The organism is Psychrobacter sp. D2, from assembly GCF_013608135.1.
Lineage (GTDB): Bacteria > Pseudomonadota > Gammaproteobacteria > Pseudomonadales > Moraxellaceae > Psychrobacter > Psychrobacter cryohalolentis.
Genome location: NZ_JACDXZ010000001.1, coordinates 318,540 through 335,983, shown reverse-complemented (window position 1 = coordinate 335,983; position 17,444 = coordinate 318,540). Strand labels below are relative to the sequence as shown.

The 17,444-nt window shown below is 43.3% G+C and carries 12 protein-coding genes and 2 tRNA genes; 9 read left to right on the top strand and 5 right to left on the bottom strand.

Going from position 1 to position 17,444, the window contains the following annotated elements:
- The first annotated feature begins 423 nt into the window (after positions 1–423).
- On the top strand, positions 424–1,428 hold the full coding sequence (locus tag H0262_RS01475; protein WP_181209428.1) for a lipoate--protein ligase: 1,005 nt from the start codon (positions 424–426) through the stop codon (positions 1,426–1,428).
- Positions 1,429–1,557: 129 nt separating this feature from the next.
- Here H0262_RS01475 and H0262_RS01470 read toward each other — a convergent pair whose 3' ends face one another.
- Positions 1,558–3,693, bottom strand: a complete 2,136-nt coding sequence (locus tag H0262_RS01470) for an NADPH-dependent 2,4-dienoyl-CoA reductase (RefSeq protein WP_181209427.1) — start codon at positions 3,691–3,693, stop codon at positions 1,558–1,560.
- Between the two features lie 348 nt (positions 3,694–4,041).
- On the opposite strand from H0262_RS01470, the gene H0262_RS01465 reads away from it, so the two are divergent.
- Positions 4,042–5,706: an AMP-binding protein gene (locus H0262_RS01465; protein WP_181209426.1), complete on the top strand. Its 1,665-nt coding sequence runs from the start codon at positions 4,042–4,044 to the stop codon at positions 5,704–5,706.
- Positions 5,707–5,824: 118 nt separating this feature from the next.
- Here H0262_RS01465 and H0262_RS01460 read toward each other — a convergent pair whose 3' ends face one another.
- The 4 genes from H0262_RS01460 to hemA form a co-directional block, all read right to left on the bottom strand.
- Positions 5,825–6,247: a DUF6691 family protein gene (locus tag H0262_RS01460; RefSeq protein WP_133103890.1), complete on the bottom strand. Its 423-nt coding sequence runs from the start codon at positions 6,245–6,247 to the stop codon at positions 5,825–5,827.
- Between the two features lie 72 nt (positions 6,248–6,319).
- Complete coding sequence (locus H0262_RS01455; RefSeq protein ID WP_011512564.1) at positions 6,320–6,757, bottom strand: YeeE/YedE family protein; 438 nt, start codon at positions 6,755–6,757, stop codon at positions 6,320–6,322.
- A gap of 265 nt (positions 6,758–7,022) precedes the next feature.
- A complete protein-coding gene (locus H0262_RS01450) occupies positions 7,023–8,159 on the bottom strand; it encodes an aminotransferase class V-fold PLP-dependent enzyme (RefSeq protein WP_181209425.1) in 1,137 nt (378 codons plus the stop codon).
- Positions 8,160–8,721: 562 nt separating this feature from the next.
- Positions 8,722–10,116 carry a glutamyl-tRNA reductase gene (hemA, locus tag H0262_RS01445; RefSeq protein WP_181209424.1) on the bottom strand — a complete coding sequence of 465 codons (1,395 nt, stop codon included), beginning with the start codon at positions 10,114–10,116 and terminating at the stop codon, positions 8,722–8,724.
- Positions 10,117–10,763: 647 nt separating this feature from the next.
- On the opposite strand from hemA, the gene H0262_RS01440 reads away from it, so the two are divergent.
- From H0262_RS01440 to H0262_RS01410, 7 genes are all read left to right on the top strand, one after another.
- Positions 10,764–12,683: a tetratricopeptide repeat protein gene (locus H0262_RS01440; protein ID WP_259275374.1), complete on the top strand. Its 1,920-nt coding sequence runs from the start codon at positions 10,764–10,766 to the stop codon at positions 12,681–12,683.
- Positions 12,684–12,867: 184 nt separating this feature from the next.
- Positions 12,868–13,506, top strand: a complete 639-nt coding sequence (lolB, locus tag H0262_RS01435) for a lipoprotein insertase outer membrane protein LolB (RefSeq protein ID WP_181209422.1) — start codon at positions 12,868–12,870, stop codon at positions 13,504–13,506.
- Positions 13,507–13,601: 95 nt separating this feature from the next.
- Positions 13,602–14,570, top strand: coding sequence for a 4-(cytidine 5'-diphospho)-2-C-methyl-D-erythritol kinase (gene ispE / locus H0262_RS01430; RefSeq protein WP_181209421.1), 969 nt, complete (start codon positions 13,602–13,604; stop codon positions 14,568–14,570).
- A gap of 167 nt (positions 14,571–14,737) precedes the next feature.
- Positions 14,738–14,813: transfer RNA gene (locus tag H0262_RS01425), tRNA-Gln, on the top strand.
- A gap of 244 nt (positions 14,814–15,057) precedes the next feature.
- Positions 15,058–15,133 (top strand) — tRNA-Gln (locus tag H0262_RS01420).
- 110 nt (positions 15,134–15,243) lie between these two features.
- Entirely contained in the window at positions 15,244–16,191 is a 948-nt protein-coding gene (locus H0262_RS01415; protein WP_011512558.1) for a ribose-phosphate pyrophosphokinase, read from the top strand.
- Positions 16,192–16,623: 432 nt separating this feature from the next.
- A complete protein-coding gene (locus H0262_RS01410; protein ID WP_011512557.1) occupies positions 16,624–17,298 on the top strand; it encodes a 50S ribosomal protein L25/general stress protein Ctc in 675 nt (224 codons plus the stop codon).
- The last annotated feature ends 146 nt before the right edge of the window (positions 17,299–17,444 follow it).

Genomic DNA, 17,444 nt, shown 5'->3' with positions numbered 1-17,444 from the left:
TTGGAGCGTGGTTTAACCTTAATAGTAGCGGTATCCTAACGCCGACGATAGCAATGCGGACTATGACTTTCCAGAAAATCATAGATTCTCTCTTACGTCGGGGTAAGCGTCTCCCAGACACTTACTGCTTCCCTCCTCATATCGAGACAATAGGAATGCCACCAGACAAACTAGTTCGCACGCCATCGACAAGTTAGATACAAGCGGATAGCAGGATTAGCTCCAAAAACTAACCATTCCTCCAAAAAGCTATAAATCATATTTTCCAGAATCTAATCAAAATACCCCGCTCTATCTAAATATTCAAATCCTAAAACCATCTTCCCCACCACACTCCCATTGAATTCCAATCTCGCATCGGCAACAATGACAGTACGGATTTATAAAAGCCAAACTAAAAATCTCTGCCCAAAAGGACAAACAATGAAACTGCGCATTTTAAAGTCTGCTGTGACCAACCCTTGGTTTAACCTCGCGACCGAAGATTGGATATTCCAAGCCCTCGACCCAGACTCGCACACGTTATTCTTATGGCGCAATAGCGAGACCGTGGTCATTGGGCGCTCGCAAAACCCATGGGTGGAATGCAAAATCGATAAGATGGAAGCCGACGATGTGTTTTTAGCAAGACGTCAGAGTGGCGGTGGTGCGGTATTTCATGATTTAGGCAATACCAACTTTACCTTTTTATCACCCAAAGACGATTACGACCAAGCAGCGAACTTTACCATTATTATCAATGCGCTAAAGAAGTTGGGCATAGACGCGGATTTATCTGGGCGTAACGACATGCAAGTCGGTGATAAGAAGATATCAGGTAGCGCCTTTAAACATGCAGCAGATCGCAGCTTTCATCATGGCACATTACTAGTCAATGCCAATATGCAAAAGCTGGGCGATTATCTCAATCCGCATCCGCTAAAGCTGAAAGCCAAAGGCATTAAGTCCGTCCGTGCGCGCGTTGCTAATTTGGTTGAGTTTAATGCAGACATCAATCATGAGACTTTATCCAAGGCAATTATCGAAGCGTTTTGTGAGTATTATGGCGATACTTCGCCGATAGAAGAATTGGATGAAGCCAGTCTCGCGCAGCAGCCGACGCTTAATAAATACTATCAACAAATGGCAGATTGGGATTGGCGCTTTGGTAAGACGCCTGAATTTACCCATCATATCGAGACGCGTTTTGATTGGGGTATCATTGATTTGCACCTTGATGTGAAGCAAGCAGTGATACGCGAAGTGGTCATCTTCTCTGACGCCCTAAATGTTGAGTTGATTGATCTGTTAAAAGAATTACTGGCAGATGTTAAGTACGACAAGCATGAGATTAAAGCTAAGTTTGATGAGCTAAACAGAGCGCATCCTGAATTGGCAGCGCAGATTGACGATGTGTCGGAGTGGTTGCTGGGTGAGATGGAGAGGTAGATTTTCTACAAGAAAAATAGTAGGCAATTAATCACATTTTAGTGATTAATTGCTTGGTTAGGCAGATATAAAAAAACGGTAAGATAATTAATCTCACCGTTTCTATATTTCACCTAAACCATTCAAACTTTAAATTGCAGCCGCAACCTCAGCACCATCTCTTATAGCACGCTTAGCATCCAGCTCAGCCGCCAGCTTAGCACCACCGATAAGATGATATTGTGCATCTGGCGCATCGCCAACGTTTGGCATCAGCTCAACGACCGACTCTTGACCAGCACAAACGACGACGCTATCGACACGTAGTAACTGGCTTTGACCTTGGTTATTGGTGATCCAAATACCTTCATTGGTGATTTTATCGTACTTCGCACCTGATACTTGGATGACGCCGTGTGATTTGACATGGGCACGATGTACCCAGCCAGAGGTTTTATTGAGCCCACTACCCAAGCGACCTTTAGTACGCTGCATCAAGTACACTTGGCGGATAGGTTTAATGGCTTCAGGCTTGATTAGTCCGCCCTCGGTTTGATAGTCGGTTGCAGAGGTGACGCCCCATTCTTCACGCCACTCTTCGATAGACTGGGCTTTTGGACGATAGCTTGGGTCTTTGAGCAATTCAGGACCTAGCTCATCAAGCGGCTGACCATGTTTGGCGGTCAAATATTCACTAACATCAAAACCAATACCACCAGCACCGATGACAGCAACGGTATCACCGACAGATTTTTCACCAGAGAGCAGTTCAGCATAGCTCATTACTTGTGGCAAGTCAGCCCCTTCCAGCTTACCTGCGAGGCTTCTAGGCACCACACCAGTAGCAACGATGACATGATGGAATTTGGCTTTCTCTAGCATGGCTTTATCAACTTTGGTATTAAGTTTAATCTCAACGCCTAAGTGCTCAAGCTCATTGATATAGTAGCGAATGGTCTCAAAGAATTCTTCTTTACCCGGGATGACTTTGGCATAATTGAACTGCCCGCCCAAGATGTCTTTTGCTTCAAATAGCGTGACCTTATGACCACGTAGCGCGGCGACATGAGCGGCTGACATACCAGCGACACCGCCACCGATGACTGCGACCTTTTTAGGTTTTTTGGTTTTCTTATAAACCAATTCAGTCTCGTAACACGCTTGTGGATTGACCAAACAGGTCGAGCGTTTATTCTCAAAAGTATGGTCAAGGCAAGCTTGGTTACAGGCAATACAGGTATTAATACGATCTGCCTGACCATTTTTGGCTTTATTCACCCAATGGGCATCGGCTAAAAATGGACGCGCCATCTGAATCATATCTGCTTGACCACTGGCGACGATGTCTTCTGCCGTTTCTGGCATATTGATACGGTTAGCCGCCATCATTGGGATGCTGATGTGTTTTTTAATTTCAGCAGTGAAATCAACAAACGCCGCACGCGGTACACTAGTGACAATCGTCGGAATGCGAGCTTCATGCCAGCCGATACCGGTATTCATGATGGTGACGCCAGCCTCTTCTAACGCTTTGGCGACAGTGATGACTTCATCCATGACGTTACCGTCTTTGACCAAATCGATCACTGACAAGCGAAATAAGATAATAAAGTCTTCACCGGCAGCTTCGCGTACGGCTTTGACCACGTCGACCGCAAACTTCATACGATTTTGAATATCACCGCCGTATTCGTCCGTACGTTTATTCACATGACGGGATAAAAACTGATTCAGCAAATAGCCTTCTGAGCCCATGATCTCCACACCGTCATAACCAGCTTGCTTGGCAAGTTTAGCCGAACGAGCATAATCTTTTACCGTTTGTTCGATGTTTTTAATACTCATCTTACGCGGTTTAAATGGTGAGATTGGCGATTTAATCGGACTTGATGAGACGGCAAATGGATGATAGCCGTACCGACCACTGTGCAATATTTGCATGATTATTTTGCTGTCATACTTATGCGCAGCACGGGTCACACGCTGATGATTAATAACGTCAGCACGCGTATTCATGGTGCCACCAGCAGGCAGTAACCACCCTTCACGATTGGGCGAAATACCGCCCGTAATCATCATCGCCACGCCGCCTTTGGCACGTTCGGCAAAATATGCCGCCAGTTTGCCGTAATTATAAAAACGGTCTTCAAGCCCAGTATGCATCGAACCCATCACCATGCGGTTTTTAAGCGTGGTAAAGCCCAAATCTAATGGTTCAAATAAATGCGGGTAGTGTGCATTAGTGCTGGTGGTCTCAATAGAATTGGCAGTACGGCTGGCGGACATATCATTTTCCTTATGAATGGTTTATGAGAATATTTTTTAGGAATGCTTTGTAAGAGTGCTTATATTGCTCGTGCTATAGTATTTAGCGTTACGGTATCGTACCACACCGCCATTATCATCAGCTATGCAGACAAGCGACTGATGAGTGAACACTAATTAATAGCAGCGCTGAACGATCCTATTAATTAGTGAGGTTTTTTGCAGATAGTTAAATAAACTCCACAAAACCTGTCCAAACTTTGCCTGCGACTGTCTATAATAATTAGATCCTGATACAGTTGATTGGCGACAGCAAAGCACCATTACTGCGTCATCGACTACAAAAACATATGATAAAGGACTATCTGCATGACAGACTTCCATACCGGTCTCGGCAAAAATACTGCCAACCATCAACCGCTTACCCCTATTGATTTTATCATCCGTACTGCTCAGGTCTATCCTGACAGAACCGCTATCATCTATGACGACTTAGAACATAATAACCTCACCCAAACGTGGCAACAGACTTATGATCGTTGCAGACAACTGGCGGATGGTCTGCGTAAATTAGGCATTGATAAAAATGACACGGTTGCAGTCATGATGCCAAACACCCCAGCAATGGTCGAATGCGCTTTTGGCGTACCCATGTCAGGTGGCGTGCTTTGTACGCTGAACACCCGCCTCGATATCAATGCCCTGACCTTTTGTCTACAGCATTCAGAAGCCAAAGTATTGATTCTAGACAGCGAGTTTGCTGAACATGCTGAAATTATCGATGAAACCTTTCCAAATCTAATCGTGATTCATGCGACAGATGCAGCGCTCGATATTGAACGTTTTGGAAAAATGAGCTACGAGGCATTAATCGCCAGCTCAGACAGTTTGGATAATTGGGAAAAACCATTAGATGAATGGGATGCTATCGCGCTCAACTATACCTCTGGCACGACGGGTAAGCCCAAAGGCGTGGTCTATCATCATCGCGGTGCAACGCTCAATGCTGTCTCCAACATTTTAGATTGGGATATGCCAAAGCACCCTATGTATCTATGGACGCTGCCACTATTTCACTGTAATGGTTGGTGCTTTCCTTGGACGATTGCTGAACGCGCGGGCGTCAACGTCTGCTTGCGTAAGATTGACGCTGATTTGATTTTGCAGCTGATTGCTAAGTATAAAGTCAGTCATTATTGCTCAGCACCCGTGGTACACAATATGATTGCAGGCGGCAAATCTGAATATAAAGACGCCATTAATCATGAAGTCAAAGGCTGGGTCGCTGGTGCGCCGCCGTCTGAAACCATGCTCGCTGCCATGGAAGCAATGGGCTTTCATATCTCGCATGTTTATGGTCTGACCGAAGTCTATGGTCCAGTCACTGTCTGCGCTGAGCAGCAAGAATGGGGTGAACTGGATGTCGCTACTCGTGCGCAAAAGAAATCACGTCAGGGCGTAACGTCACATTTGATGACTGGCTTTGAGCTATTTAAACAAGGGACTACTGAGCCAGTTGCGGCAGATGGCGAAGAAATGGGCGAGCTGGCACTGCGCGGTAATATGGTAATGAAAGGTTATCTAAAAAGTCGTAAAGCCACCGAAGAAGCCTTTACTGATGGCTGGTTCCGCACCGGTGATTTAGGGGTCAAATATCCTGACGGCTATATCAAAATTATGGACAGGCTTAAAGATATTATCATCTCAGGCGGTGAAAACATCTCTAGTATCGAAGTCGAGAACGTCTTATATAAAATGCCCGAAATCCAAAGCTGTGCGGTCGTCGCCGCGCCGCATGATAAATGGGGCGAAGTACCTGTCGCCTTTATCGAGATTCATGAAGGCAGCACCTTGCAGCGCGACCATGTGATGGAACATTGCAAGCAGCATTTGGCGGGCTTTAAAATGCCTAAATACATTATCTTTGCCGAAATTCCAAAAACCAGCACCGGTAAAGTGCAGAAGTTTGAGCTGCGTCAAGCGGCCAAATCATTGGCACACGAAACGCCAAAAGTAACGGCTAGTGCTAAGTAAGCTTTTATCAATGATGATTCATAATACTGAATCATCATTGATAAAAAAGGTCAGCCTAATGAATGTAGGCTGACCCTTTTATTGAGCTAAAAAAACAAGCTTATTATTGATCAAACAACTAATTAAGCTTTGGCTCCAGCCATTGGTAGACCAGCATACCGACGATCATCGCTGGGATAAAAACATATGCCTGCCATTGCCCTGTGCCGAGCAGCACAATACCAGGACCTGGGCAAATACCCACCAAGCCCCAGCCGATACCGAATAGCATCGCGCCGATTAACAGTTTTTTATTAATCACCGTTTTGCTGGGCATCTCAATTAAGGTGCCAATCCAGCTGGTCTGTTGACGCTTAGCCAATTGGACACCAACGATGGCAACTATTAAACCGCCACCCATCACCAATGCAAGGGAAATATCCCATGCACCGAAGACGTCCAAAAAACCCTGTACTTTAACAGGATCAGTCATACCTGAGATTAATAACCCAATACCAAATAGCAGACCTGCCAGTAACCCAATTATATTTTTTAGCATCATTATGTCTCGCACTTCATTCGTGGATATAAGCTTTTATGAATCATATTCAGCGTTGTCTTAGCAATGTGTTATTTAAATTAAGCCCAAGAGATGTCGACCAATATAAACCGTCACAATACCAAATAACATAAAGGTCACTGTCGCCGCCATCGACCGTGGCGACAGTCGCGCATTACCACAGATACCATGTCCACTGGTACAACCTGAACCTAAACGCGTCCCAAAACCAACCAATAGCCCTGCACCGATTAATAACGGTATCGAGGTACTGATTTCGATATCAGGTAACGGTCTAAATAAGCTATATAATAATGGCGAGAGGATCAGACCTGCAATAAATAATACCTGCCACATCTCGACGCGCTTGGGTTTAAGAAGACTTGAGAAAATACCACTAATACCCGCAATACGACCAATGCCCAACAGCAAGATAACCGTTGCAACGCCTAGCATCAGCCCGCCTACTAAGGAAATTGGCGTAAAAGCTTGCCAGTCTATTTGTATACCCATAATGATTACCTAAGCTGATTTTTTATTAAAAATGGTTTGATATCTTCAATTGAGTTTAACAACGATATCGTACTACTGCTATAAACGATTTTTTATTATTTATATCTTACTACATATTACTTTATATAAATACATTATATTATAAAACATAATGAAAAAGTAAAAAAATACTGAACATTGCGTCACGCATTGCTCAGTATCTCTTAATTTGATGGCTGACTGGCTTAATAAATATAGTCGTTAATAAACGAGTCAGCCTCTCAAATCATTTTGCTAAGACTTCATCAAGCGCTTTTTCAAAACGCTCTACCGCGCCGTCGATATCGGTCAATTTATCCAAACCAAATAGACCTAAACGGAACGTTTTGAAGTTATCAGGCTCACCGACTTTTAGCGGTACGCCAGCAGCGATTTGCAATCCAGCTTCAGCAAAAGCACTGCCTTTATGGATGTCATCACGGTCGGTATAAGATACGACAACGCCTGGTGCTTCAAAACCTTTGGCAGCAACGCTTTCAATACCTTTATCTGCCAGTACCTTACGGACGCGGTTACCAAGCTCCCATTGTGCATCACACAATTTATCAAAGCCAATCTCTTTTGCTTCCAAGATAGTATCGCGGAATTGACGCAAGCTATCGGTTGGCATAGTCGCATGATAAGCGTGACCGCCGTTTTCGTACGCACGCATGATGGTTAACCATTGCTTTAAATCAAGGCTAAAGCAATTAGACTCCGTGGTTTCTACCTTTTTGATAGCAGCGTCACTGAGCATAACCAGACCTGCACATGGTGTGCTACTCCAGCCTTTTTGCGGCGCACTGATGAGCACATCAATGCCCAATTTTTTCATATCTAACCATACACAACCTGAAGCGATACAGTCAATAACCAATAAACCGCCAACACTATGTACGGCCGCGCTTAATGCTTTGATGTAGTCTTCTGATAAGATAATGCCCGACGACGTTTCAACGTGCGGCGCATAAACGACGGCAGATTTGTCTGCTTTAATTTTGGCAACGGCCGTTTCGATATCTACTGGCGCAAATGGTTTTGGCGCTTCAGTGTCTTCCGTACGCTCAGCGGTCAATACCGTAGACGATTTGGCAAATTTGCCTTTTTCTAAAATTTGCGTCCAGCGATAACTAAACCAACCATTACGAATAATAAGACAATCTTCATCAATGGTCAGTTGGCGGGCGACCGCTTCCATACCATAAGTACCAGAACCTGGAATGATGACCGCTGCTTCAGCGTTATAAACGGTCTTTAGGTTGCTGAGCAAATCATTCATCACCTCTTGAAAGGCTTTTGACATATGATTAAGGGCGCGGTCGGTATAAACCACTGAATATTCTAATAAGCCGTTTGGATCAATATCTTGACGTAATGCAGTCATGTGACGCTCCTGTCTGTTGTAATATTTTTTAAGTATGAGTGATAACAAAATCTAGATACTGTCTTAGTCAATTTAGGTCAGCTATTATTTTAATCAAAGATTTTTTGACCAACGTAATATGATAGCCAGATACGTTTATAAATAGCATTCACTAAGTACGAATATCGAGTAATAATTGAGAATATGACGCAGGGTGGACGATGTAGCACTTTATCCTAGCGCTATTGCCGTTGACGGTGGTATCTTTTACGTCGTTGATGTCATCAGATATTGAGTGAAAGCGCATAAGATACGCAAACCATTATCGTTGCTACGCGGTAGTAGACTGATAACAGTAGTGATTGAAAATGATTGATTGGATAGATAAAAGTTAAATATGCTGGTGTTGTAACGAATACCGCTCGAGTATCCTAAAAACAGTCCCTATTCATCAATCAAGCATCATCACTCAATATCGTCATAACAGCTCGATATTAGCACTGATAATGCAGGTTGACAATGCTATGTTTGCGTTAAAACCATACTGATACAATTTCTTATTTTTGATGATAAAAGGCAACTATCAGTGATTCCGATGGGCGTCTTGTAGACCTGATACCACAAAATCGAGTAATTCATTGTCACCTTCGCGTGCCGCCTTACGCATGAGCTTGGAGGGCGCATGGGTCAAGTTTTGCGTTAAGCGCCGCGTTAGCTCAATCATAATATCTTCAGGGTTAGCACTATCGCCTTGCAGCTCTGCGATAGAGGCTTGCAATAGTTTGTTGACCTGCTCATGAGTACGCATGCGATATTGCTGAATATCCTTGCCTACTTGGCGTACTTGAAAGCGGCGATCCATCTCAACCACCAATTGGCTGACCAACAGCTCAGCGTCTACTGCTGCTTGCCGGCGTTGTTCGATATTACCGGCTATCACATGTTGTAAGTCATCGACAGAATATAGATAAACGTCGTCTATCCGGCTGACAGTCGAATCAATATCACGCGGCACCGCCAAGTCAATCATCAGCATGGGCTGATAGCGACGGCTTTTCAGTGCCCGCAGCGTCATGGTTTTATCAATCAATATGTCCATGCTACCGCTACAGCTGCTCACAATATCGGCTTCTGCCAATACTTGTGGCAGCTCTTGCAGCGTTCTGACTTCGATCCGGCGATTGGGATTGTGCAGCTCAGCCGCTAACGCTTCTGCGCGTTCAGGATTACGGTTGCAAATAATAACGCGACCGACTCCAAGACCTGCGATATGCGTGGCTACCAAGCGGTTCATCTCGCCAGCAGCTACCACCAGCAAAGTACGACTTGGCAAATCATCAAAGATTTGCGTCACCAGTTTGGCAGCAGCATAGCTAAGTGATACGGCTTGTGCGCCAACTTGGGTCTCATTACGTACTCGTTTTGCCGCTGCAAATACCTGATCGACAATCCAACCTAGCTGATTGCTAAGCGCTTTTTGATCTTGCGCCATATGCACAGCGCGCTTGATTTGCCCCAGTATCTGCGGCTCACCGAGTATCATAGAGTCAAGACCTGCAGCCACTCGTAGCCAATGGGTTAAGGCATGCGTATCTCGATGGACATACAAATAAGGGTCAATCTCATCCAGTGATAATTGCTTAAAACCTGCAAGCCAAGTTTTAATTTTTAGGATGTGAGCGCTGATGATAGTCGATGAGAGGTTGGCGCTATTGTTAGCCGTTACACTAGACTCTATAACTGAAGTCTCTACAACTGCTGAGGCTGAATTTGGCAATAACGTGTGTGGTGATAATATGCTTTCTGGGACCAATGCATAAATCTCTGTCCGGTTGCAGGTAGAGACTATCACACTACCGTCGCTAAAGCCTTGTAGCTGTGCAAGTGCGATACTGACCTCGTCACCGACAAGCGCCAAGCGCTCTCGTAGAGCGACTGGTGCAGTTTTGTGATTGACCCCAATGACCACTAATCTCATTATTGACAGACCATAAATATGATATTCACTCGCCAACCAAACACCTTTAGCGGTTTTTAAAAAATTAAAATCCTATTTTTCAAAGACAGCTTTTGACAAGAAATCTTTGAAAAATAGCTTTTAATAGGCAACTTTGAAAGTAAAATAATAAAAAGCGTTTATTATATCATTATTGATAGCTTTATTTAATACTCACCTCTATAAGCCAGCATTTTGTCTGTATCTGGGCGCATGGCTTACAAATCAACTGCGATTACTGGCTTAACATTCGAACACTTGCATATAGGTTTACTTAAAGCTAACAATGTTACCCTTAAACTCGGGTGCTACTATAGTTGATCCACTTTTAAAAGAATACAGAACTACTGGGGTTGATAACATTTGTATTTCTTTTATTTAGGACTGTCAATAGAATAAATTTACACTATTACTGATGCCTAAGTAACACGGCTGCTATTGTGTATCCCTTCATGCTACTCTTATAATGTTTGACATCATTATTCTTCACAGATATCTGTTTTTAAAACGATTAAAATAAACCCAGCCTTCTATGCTGCAAATCCTTTTACTAGGCATAGAAACAAGGTCAGAATAGGTAAATACTGCACGCTATGGTCTTTTTTGGGTCCTCATTTAGACGACAATCTATGCATAATGCTCAATCTAGCCTTAGTGCTTTATTGCATGCTCTCATTGAGCGGCTATGCCAACGTTATAAGCTAGCGTTTTCGTTGGCGGTTTGTTTGTGCCTAGGATTCCCTGCCCATGCTGACCATGCTATTGTCTCACCAAACATAGCTTTGCCCAAAGTCTCTCCCACTAACACTAGTAGTGCCACCGTTACCAGAACCATTAATGCCTCTAGTCAAGTTATTAACAGTCACACACCAGTGACTAAAAGCATGGCTAATAAAAATTCGATAACTGATGCTTCGATAACCGAAAGTACTCCGTCATCTGACCTCAATAAAATAAGCAATGAACCAAGCTTGTATGCCTTATTAGATGCAGAATTTTCTGCAAATCGTGATGATACCGAGCGTGCGCTGGTCATCTATAAGCAGCAATCATTTAAACAAGATGCCACAGCCGTATTTGAAAGAGCATTGAGCTTATCATTACGTAATGACAGGGTCGAAGAATCTTTACAATTTGCCAAAGCATGGCAAGATGAAAACCCAGACCATGTGCCTGCTTGGTTTTATGTTGCTCATTTGGCACTGCGAGCGCACGATTATGAGTTGGCAGGCGAAACTCTAAATCGCATCTTGAGCTATGATCCTCGCGCCGACCTTAGTGAAATTCTGATTGGTATTTACCCAAACAGCGATGATGATAAGCGAGAGTTACTCGCCGCTCTGCAACCTATCGCCAGTGAACAAAACGCCTCGCTATCAGTCTTAAAAGCTGGCTTGCTTTATCAGTTTAATGAACCTGAGATTGCCATCGTTCATATCAATCGAGCAGTTGAGCGCCAGCCGGATTATGTGCCTTTTATTACCTTAAAAGCAGATATCTTGCGCAAAATCGAAACGCCAGAAGCAGTCATTGAGTATCTTAGCCAAGCACGCTTGCGTAATGCTGACAGTAAGAATCTATACTTGTATGAGATTCGCTATTTGCTTGATTTAAAACAGAATGAGCAAGCGTGGCAGCTGTTGTTAGGCGCTCATCAGCGCTTTGCCGATGATGCTGAGATTACCTTATTAGCGGCGCTGGTTAGCTTAGATATTGAAAAATATACTAGTGCCGATCAATTGCTTAATACGCTTGCCAAAAATCCCGCTTATTTAGATCAATCTTATTATTACCTGGGCATCAGTGCCGAGCGTCAGCAAAACTTTGAGCAAGCCAAATACTACCTCAATGCTGTCATGCAAGAGGACTTGGTATTGGAAGCTCGACGAAAAGTGGTCGCATTAGACTTACTCAATAATAATGTTGATGCCGCTATCGCAACGTTAGAAAAGCTGCGTAAAGACTTTAGCGTCTTCGCTCCTGATAGCTTTGTGCTACAAGCCGATATCTTATGGCAACAGAATGAACCTGCAGAAGCCTTACGCCTATTAACTAAGGCTGCTCGTAAATACCCTGATAATGAGATGCTGCTTTTTGCACGCGCCCAGCTCCTTGATGACAAAGAGGACTATATCGTCAAGCGTACCTTGCTCAATCACTTGCAAGCGCTTGACCCCAGCAATCCTGCTTATCAGCTGAGTTACGCCCAGTTATTGCTGGCCAATGAGCGTGGTTCTGAGCAAGGATTGGCATTGGCGACGGCGATCATACAAATACGCTACGATGACCCTCGCTATGACAATGAGCTGCATCTGCAAGCCCTCAATGTACTGGCAAGTAATGCACTAGCAAACGAGAATTATCAGCAAGTGATCGACTATCTGCAAACGCCTTACGATGTGCTCCCTACTTTACGCTCAGGGACATTGCTATTACGCGCTTATCAAGGCTTAGGCGACAATGAAAAAGTGGACGCTTTACTTGCCGACTTGCAGCAGCGCTTCTCATTTGGGCAACACAATATCAATGACCGTATACAATTGTATTAATAACAAACGATATAATTAATAAGCAATGGCATAGTGCTTCTAAGTCCTCGAATACGACATCCTATTATTACAAGTCATGTATAAGAAGCTAACAGCCACGCATAACTGAGTAACAAATAACACTTAAGCTAACCTGCTCTCGAAACAAAAATTTTGCAAATTTGTCCATTTTTGAGGAAACATCATGTATACCCTGCGATCTTTTTATAAACCTAATAAATTGGCCCTATTTGCCGCTATGACAGCAGCAATGGTAATTACCTCTGGCTGTCAGTCTATGAAGAGCGCCAACGCAACCAACCAGCCTAGCACAACCATTCAAGGTCAAAATACTGAGCAACCAAAGAAACTTGAGAGCTTTAATATTACAGGTAAGATTGGTGTTACAACGGCTGCGAGTGATACAACAGGGGCGCAAGGCGGCAGTGCATTTTATGCATGGGGTCAACAGAATGATCGCTTTGCCATTGAACTCATTGGTGCGTTAGGCATTGGTAAAACCAATATCGAATACAATGGTCAATCTGCGACTTTGGTGAGCGAAAAAACCGGTACTTTGAATGCGGCTGACCCTGAAACCCTGCTTAAAAAAGCCACCGGCTGGCAAGCACCTATCTCTCAGATGCCTTACTGGATTTCTGGACGCCCAGCGCCTTCAGACAGCGCACCGCAGCTTGATGCCCAAAACCGTCTAATTAGCTCGGTAAATGGCGAATGGCGTGCCAGCTTTAGCTACAAAGGCAATGATAAATTACCAAATAAGATCAGTGCCGTTCAATCGCAAGGTAATAAAGTTGTTATGACAATTGATCATCAAAAGTAATAGCACCAATAGATTTGATCGCTACTGCAAACAGCCATTTCTATAAATGGCTGTTTGCGTTTTAAAATTGCACCTGAGAATTGTGACCATCATTTATGACTAAAAACGCTATTAATTCATCTGTCATCACATGCTTATCACCAGCAAAGATTAATTTATTTTTGCATATTACCGGTAAGCGCGCTGATGGTTATCACAATTTGCAAACAGTGTTTCGCCTGCTTGATTGGGGCGATTATTTGCATTTTTCAGTAGCAGATGAACTAATAATTACTATTAATAGCGTAGCAGACAATAGCGCTGTAGATAATAGTAGCCTGTGTGGTCAGCTACTCACGCTAAGTGGTGCCAACACCATAACCAGCAGCATAGAGGACAATTTGATCTTTAAAGCGGCTAATGCCCTACTGACAGCTGCCATAGACTCAAATTCGCTACCTAAGAATATACCGAAAGTGTCAGTGAGGTTAGATAAGCACTTACCGATGGGCGCAGGCTTAGGTGGTGGCTCGTCCAATGCCGCGACGACATTATTAGTCTTAAATAAAATATGGCAGATTAATTTTGATCAAGATAGGCTTATAAAAATTGGCGCAAGCATTGGCGCTGATGTGCCGATATTTATTTTTGGACAAGATGCTATTGCGATGGGCATTGGCGAAGAGCTGACAGCGATTGATTTACCTGAGCAACAGTATTTAGTATTGACTCCTAATGCTCACGCTAATACTGCCGAGCTTTTTGCGCACCCCAAGCTACAGCGAGATATCGCCCCGCTATCAATTAAGACCATTCAAAACCAGACTAATGACTATGTGCAACATTTAAACACGCCTTATCAAAATGTCTTTACCCCAGTGGTCACTAGCCTTGCTCCTGCCGTCAATGAAGCACTACGCTATTTGCAAGAGTTAAAGACTCAAGCATTGGGCACAGCTCGTATGACTGGCTCAGGCAGCACAGTGTTTTTGCCATTGGATGCAGGTGTGATATCTGATAAAGCGCGTTTGGCAAAGTGGATTGAAGAGGCGCCCTGTCCTGCCTATTTAGTTCGTAATTTATGAGTTAGATTTGAGCTATAGTGTGAAAATAAGAGAACTATAAATACAGCGTAAAAAGTTTTATGGGTTCAATACCCGTTTTATTTTTGACCTATTTTTTAATAAAAGCTATAAAAAGGCGCAAATGACTTGCAAAATCTGAAAATTTAATTATAATAGGTCGCCTCAATAGGGGTATAGCCAAGTTGGTAAGGCATCAGGTTTTGATCCTGACATCCGTTGGTTCGAGTCCAGCTACCCCTGCCATTTTTAAGCTCAAAGCATTAGATGTGTACTTATTATAAGCAGTTTATAGACAGCCGCTTATCTTATTGACATTGACAATGTTATCCCAGTTTCGGTATAGTTCGCAATGAACACCGTTAGGGAAAAGTTATGTTTTAGACGGTTTTTCCGTTTATCAGATAACGAACAGGTCGTGACGCTATTTTAATAATGACTTTTATTAAAAGTTGCTTTTAGATATCGACGTACACAGCCTAGACATTACAGGGGTATAGCCAAGTTGGTAAGGCATCAGGTTTTGATCCTGACATCCGTTGGTTCGAGTCCAGCTACCCCTGCCATTTTTTACTGTAATAGTAGTCATCAATCTTTTTCACCACTCTTTTCTGAATTTGAGCAGTTTGACACTGCTTAGCGGTCGCTGCTTGAGTCAATCAATAGGACTTCTGTCATGCCTTATTTGGCGATTTTTACGGGCAATGCCCACCCAGAATTAGCAAAAACCGTAGCCGATCATCTCCATATACCTCTTGGTAAAGCTGACATCACGCGTTTTTCTGATGGCGAAATTGCCGTAGAAATCAAAGAACACGTGCGCGGTAAAGACGTGTTTATCATGCAGCCTACTTGTGCACCGACCAACGACAATTTGATGGAAATCATGATGATGGCAGACGCTTTGCGTCGCTCTAGTGCTGGTCGTATTACAGCAGTCATGCCGTATTTTGGTTATGCCCGTCAAGACCGTCGCCCTCGTTCAGCTCGTGTGCCTATCTCTGCTAAAGTCGTTGCTGACATGTTGAACATCGTTAGTATCGATCGTGTGATGACCGTTGATTTGCACTCAGATCAGATTCAGGGTTTCTTTGACATCCCAGTCGATAATATCTACGGCACGCCTGTATTGCTTAACGATCTACAAAAACAAGATTATGATAACATCATGGTTGTCTCTCCTGACGTTGGCGGCGTGGTTCGTGCACGTGCGATGGCTAAGCAGTTGGGCGATACTGACATGGCGATTATTGATAAACGTCGTGCCCGTGCCAATGAGTCGCAAGTGATGCACATTATTGGTGACGTCCGTGACCGTGATTGTGTCATCGTTGATGATATGGTCGATACGGCTGGCACGCTATGTAAAGCTGCCGAAGCGCTTAAAGCAAATGGCGCACGCCGCGTAGTGGCTTATATCACCCACCCTGTATTATCTGGTAATGCGCTTAAGAACATCAGTGAATCAGAATTAGATGAGATTGTCGTTACTGATACCATTCCATTGTCTGATGCTGCCAAAGCTTGTAGCAAGATTCGTCAAGTGAGCATCGCGCCAATGTTGGCTGAAAGCTTACGCCGTATTAATAACGAAGAATCTATCAGCGCGATGTTTGACGCTTAATAGTTATCATAGATTGAAAAAAGCGCCAAGTTTCATTACTTGGCGCTTTTTTTGTTTAATGATTTTAATTAACAGTTTTGCGCTGTTGTTTGTATAGGTGTTTTTCATAAGGATCTTGCATAAGGGTTTTGCCCAGCTATTTTACGTAGGTCTTTCTTATTATTAGCTAATCACGTATAATGCGCGCCTGTGCTGACCGTTTTTTATGATTTAAAACAGTCGGTATTATTAAAAGTGCTGATCACGTTTAAAATAATGATTTTCTTGATAATTTTTATCATGGCAATCATTAGGTTAAGCACATGGCTAGATTTGATTATCGGCGTTTATCACGCACGACAAATACTAGCTATCATCACGTATTAGTGGATTGGTCGCAAATCCACTTTTTTATGACCAGACACTTCATCATTTTTTTATAGGATTAAATCCATGACTATTAATCATTTTGCATTAAACGCAGTTGATCGTTCTGCTGAGCTTCAAGGTAAAGGTGCGAGCCGCCGCCTACGTAAGCAGAACCTAGTTCCTGCTATCATCTATGGTGGTGGTGAGCAGCCAACAGCTATCTCTATCAAAATCAATGAGCTAGTAAAATCACTAGAATTTGAAGCTTTCTTCTCACACATCTTGACTTTGAATGTAGATGGCGAAGAGCATCAAGTAGTTATTAAAGACTTGCAACGCCATCCTGCTAAAGGTTTCCCAATGCATGCTGATTTCCAGCGCGTTGTGAAAGGTCAGAAAATCAACATGAATGTTCCTGTTCATTTTTCTGGTCGTGAAGAAGCGCCTGGTACTAAGGCTGGTGGTGTTCTATCAACACTAGTAACTGACATCGAAATCGTTTGCATACCATCACAGTTACCTGAATATCTAGAAATAGATGTATCTGGTATGGAAATTGGCGATTTGTTCCGTTTATCAGACATCACTCTTCCTGAAGGCGTGGTTATTGCTGAGCTTGAATTAGAAGATGGTCATGACCGTACGATCGTGAACATGCAGCCACCAACGGTTGAAGAAGTTGACGAAGCTGCTGAAGTGGATGCTGCTGACGTACCTGCGACTGAGCAAGGTACTGACGAAAGTAAAGACGGCGAGTAATAAACCGGTTTTATATAGCGACTTATTGTTGTCTATATAATGTAAGGTTCGTTCAGTCAAAAAAATAGCAGGTGATGAATATCTCCTGCTGTTTTTGTAAGTAAGGTTTGAGAAATCAGACCTGACCACTCATTTATTATAGTCAA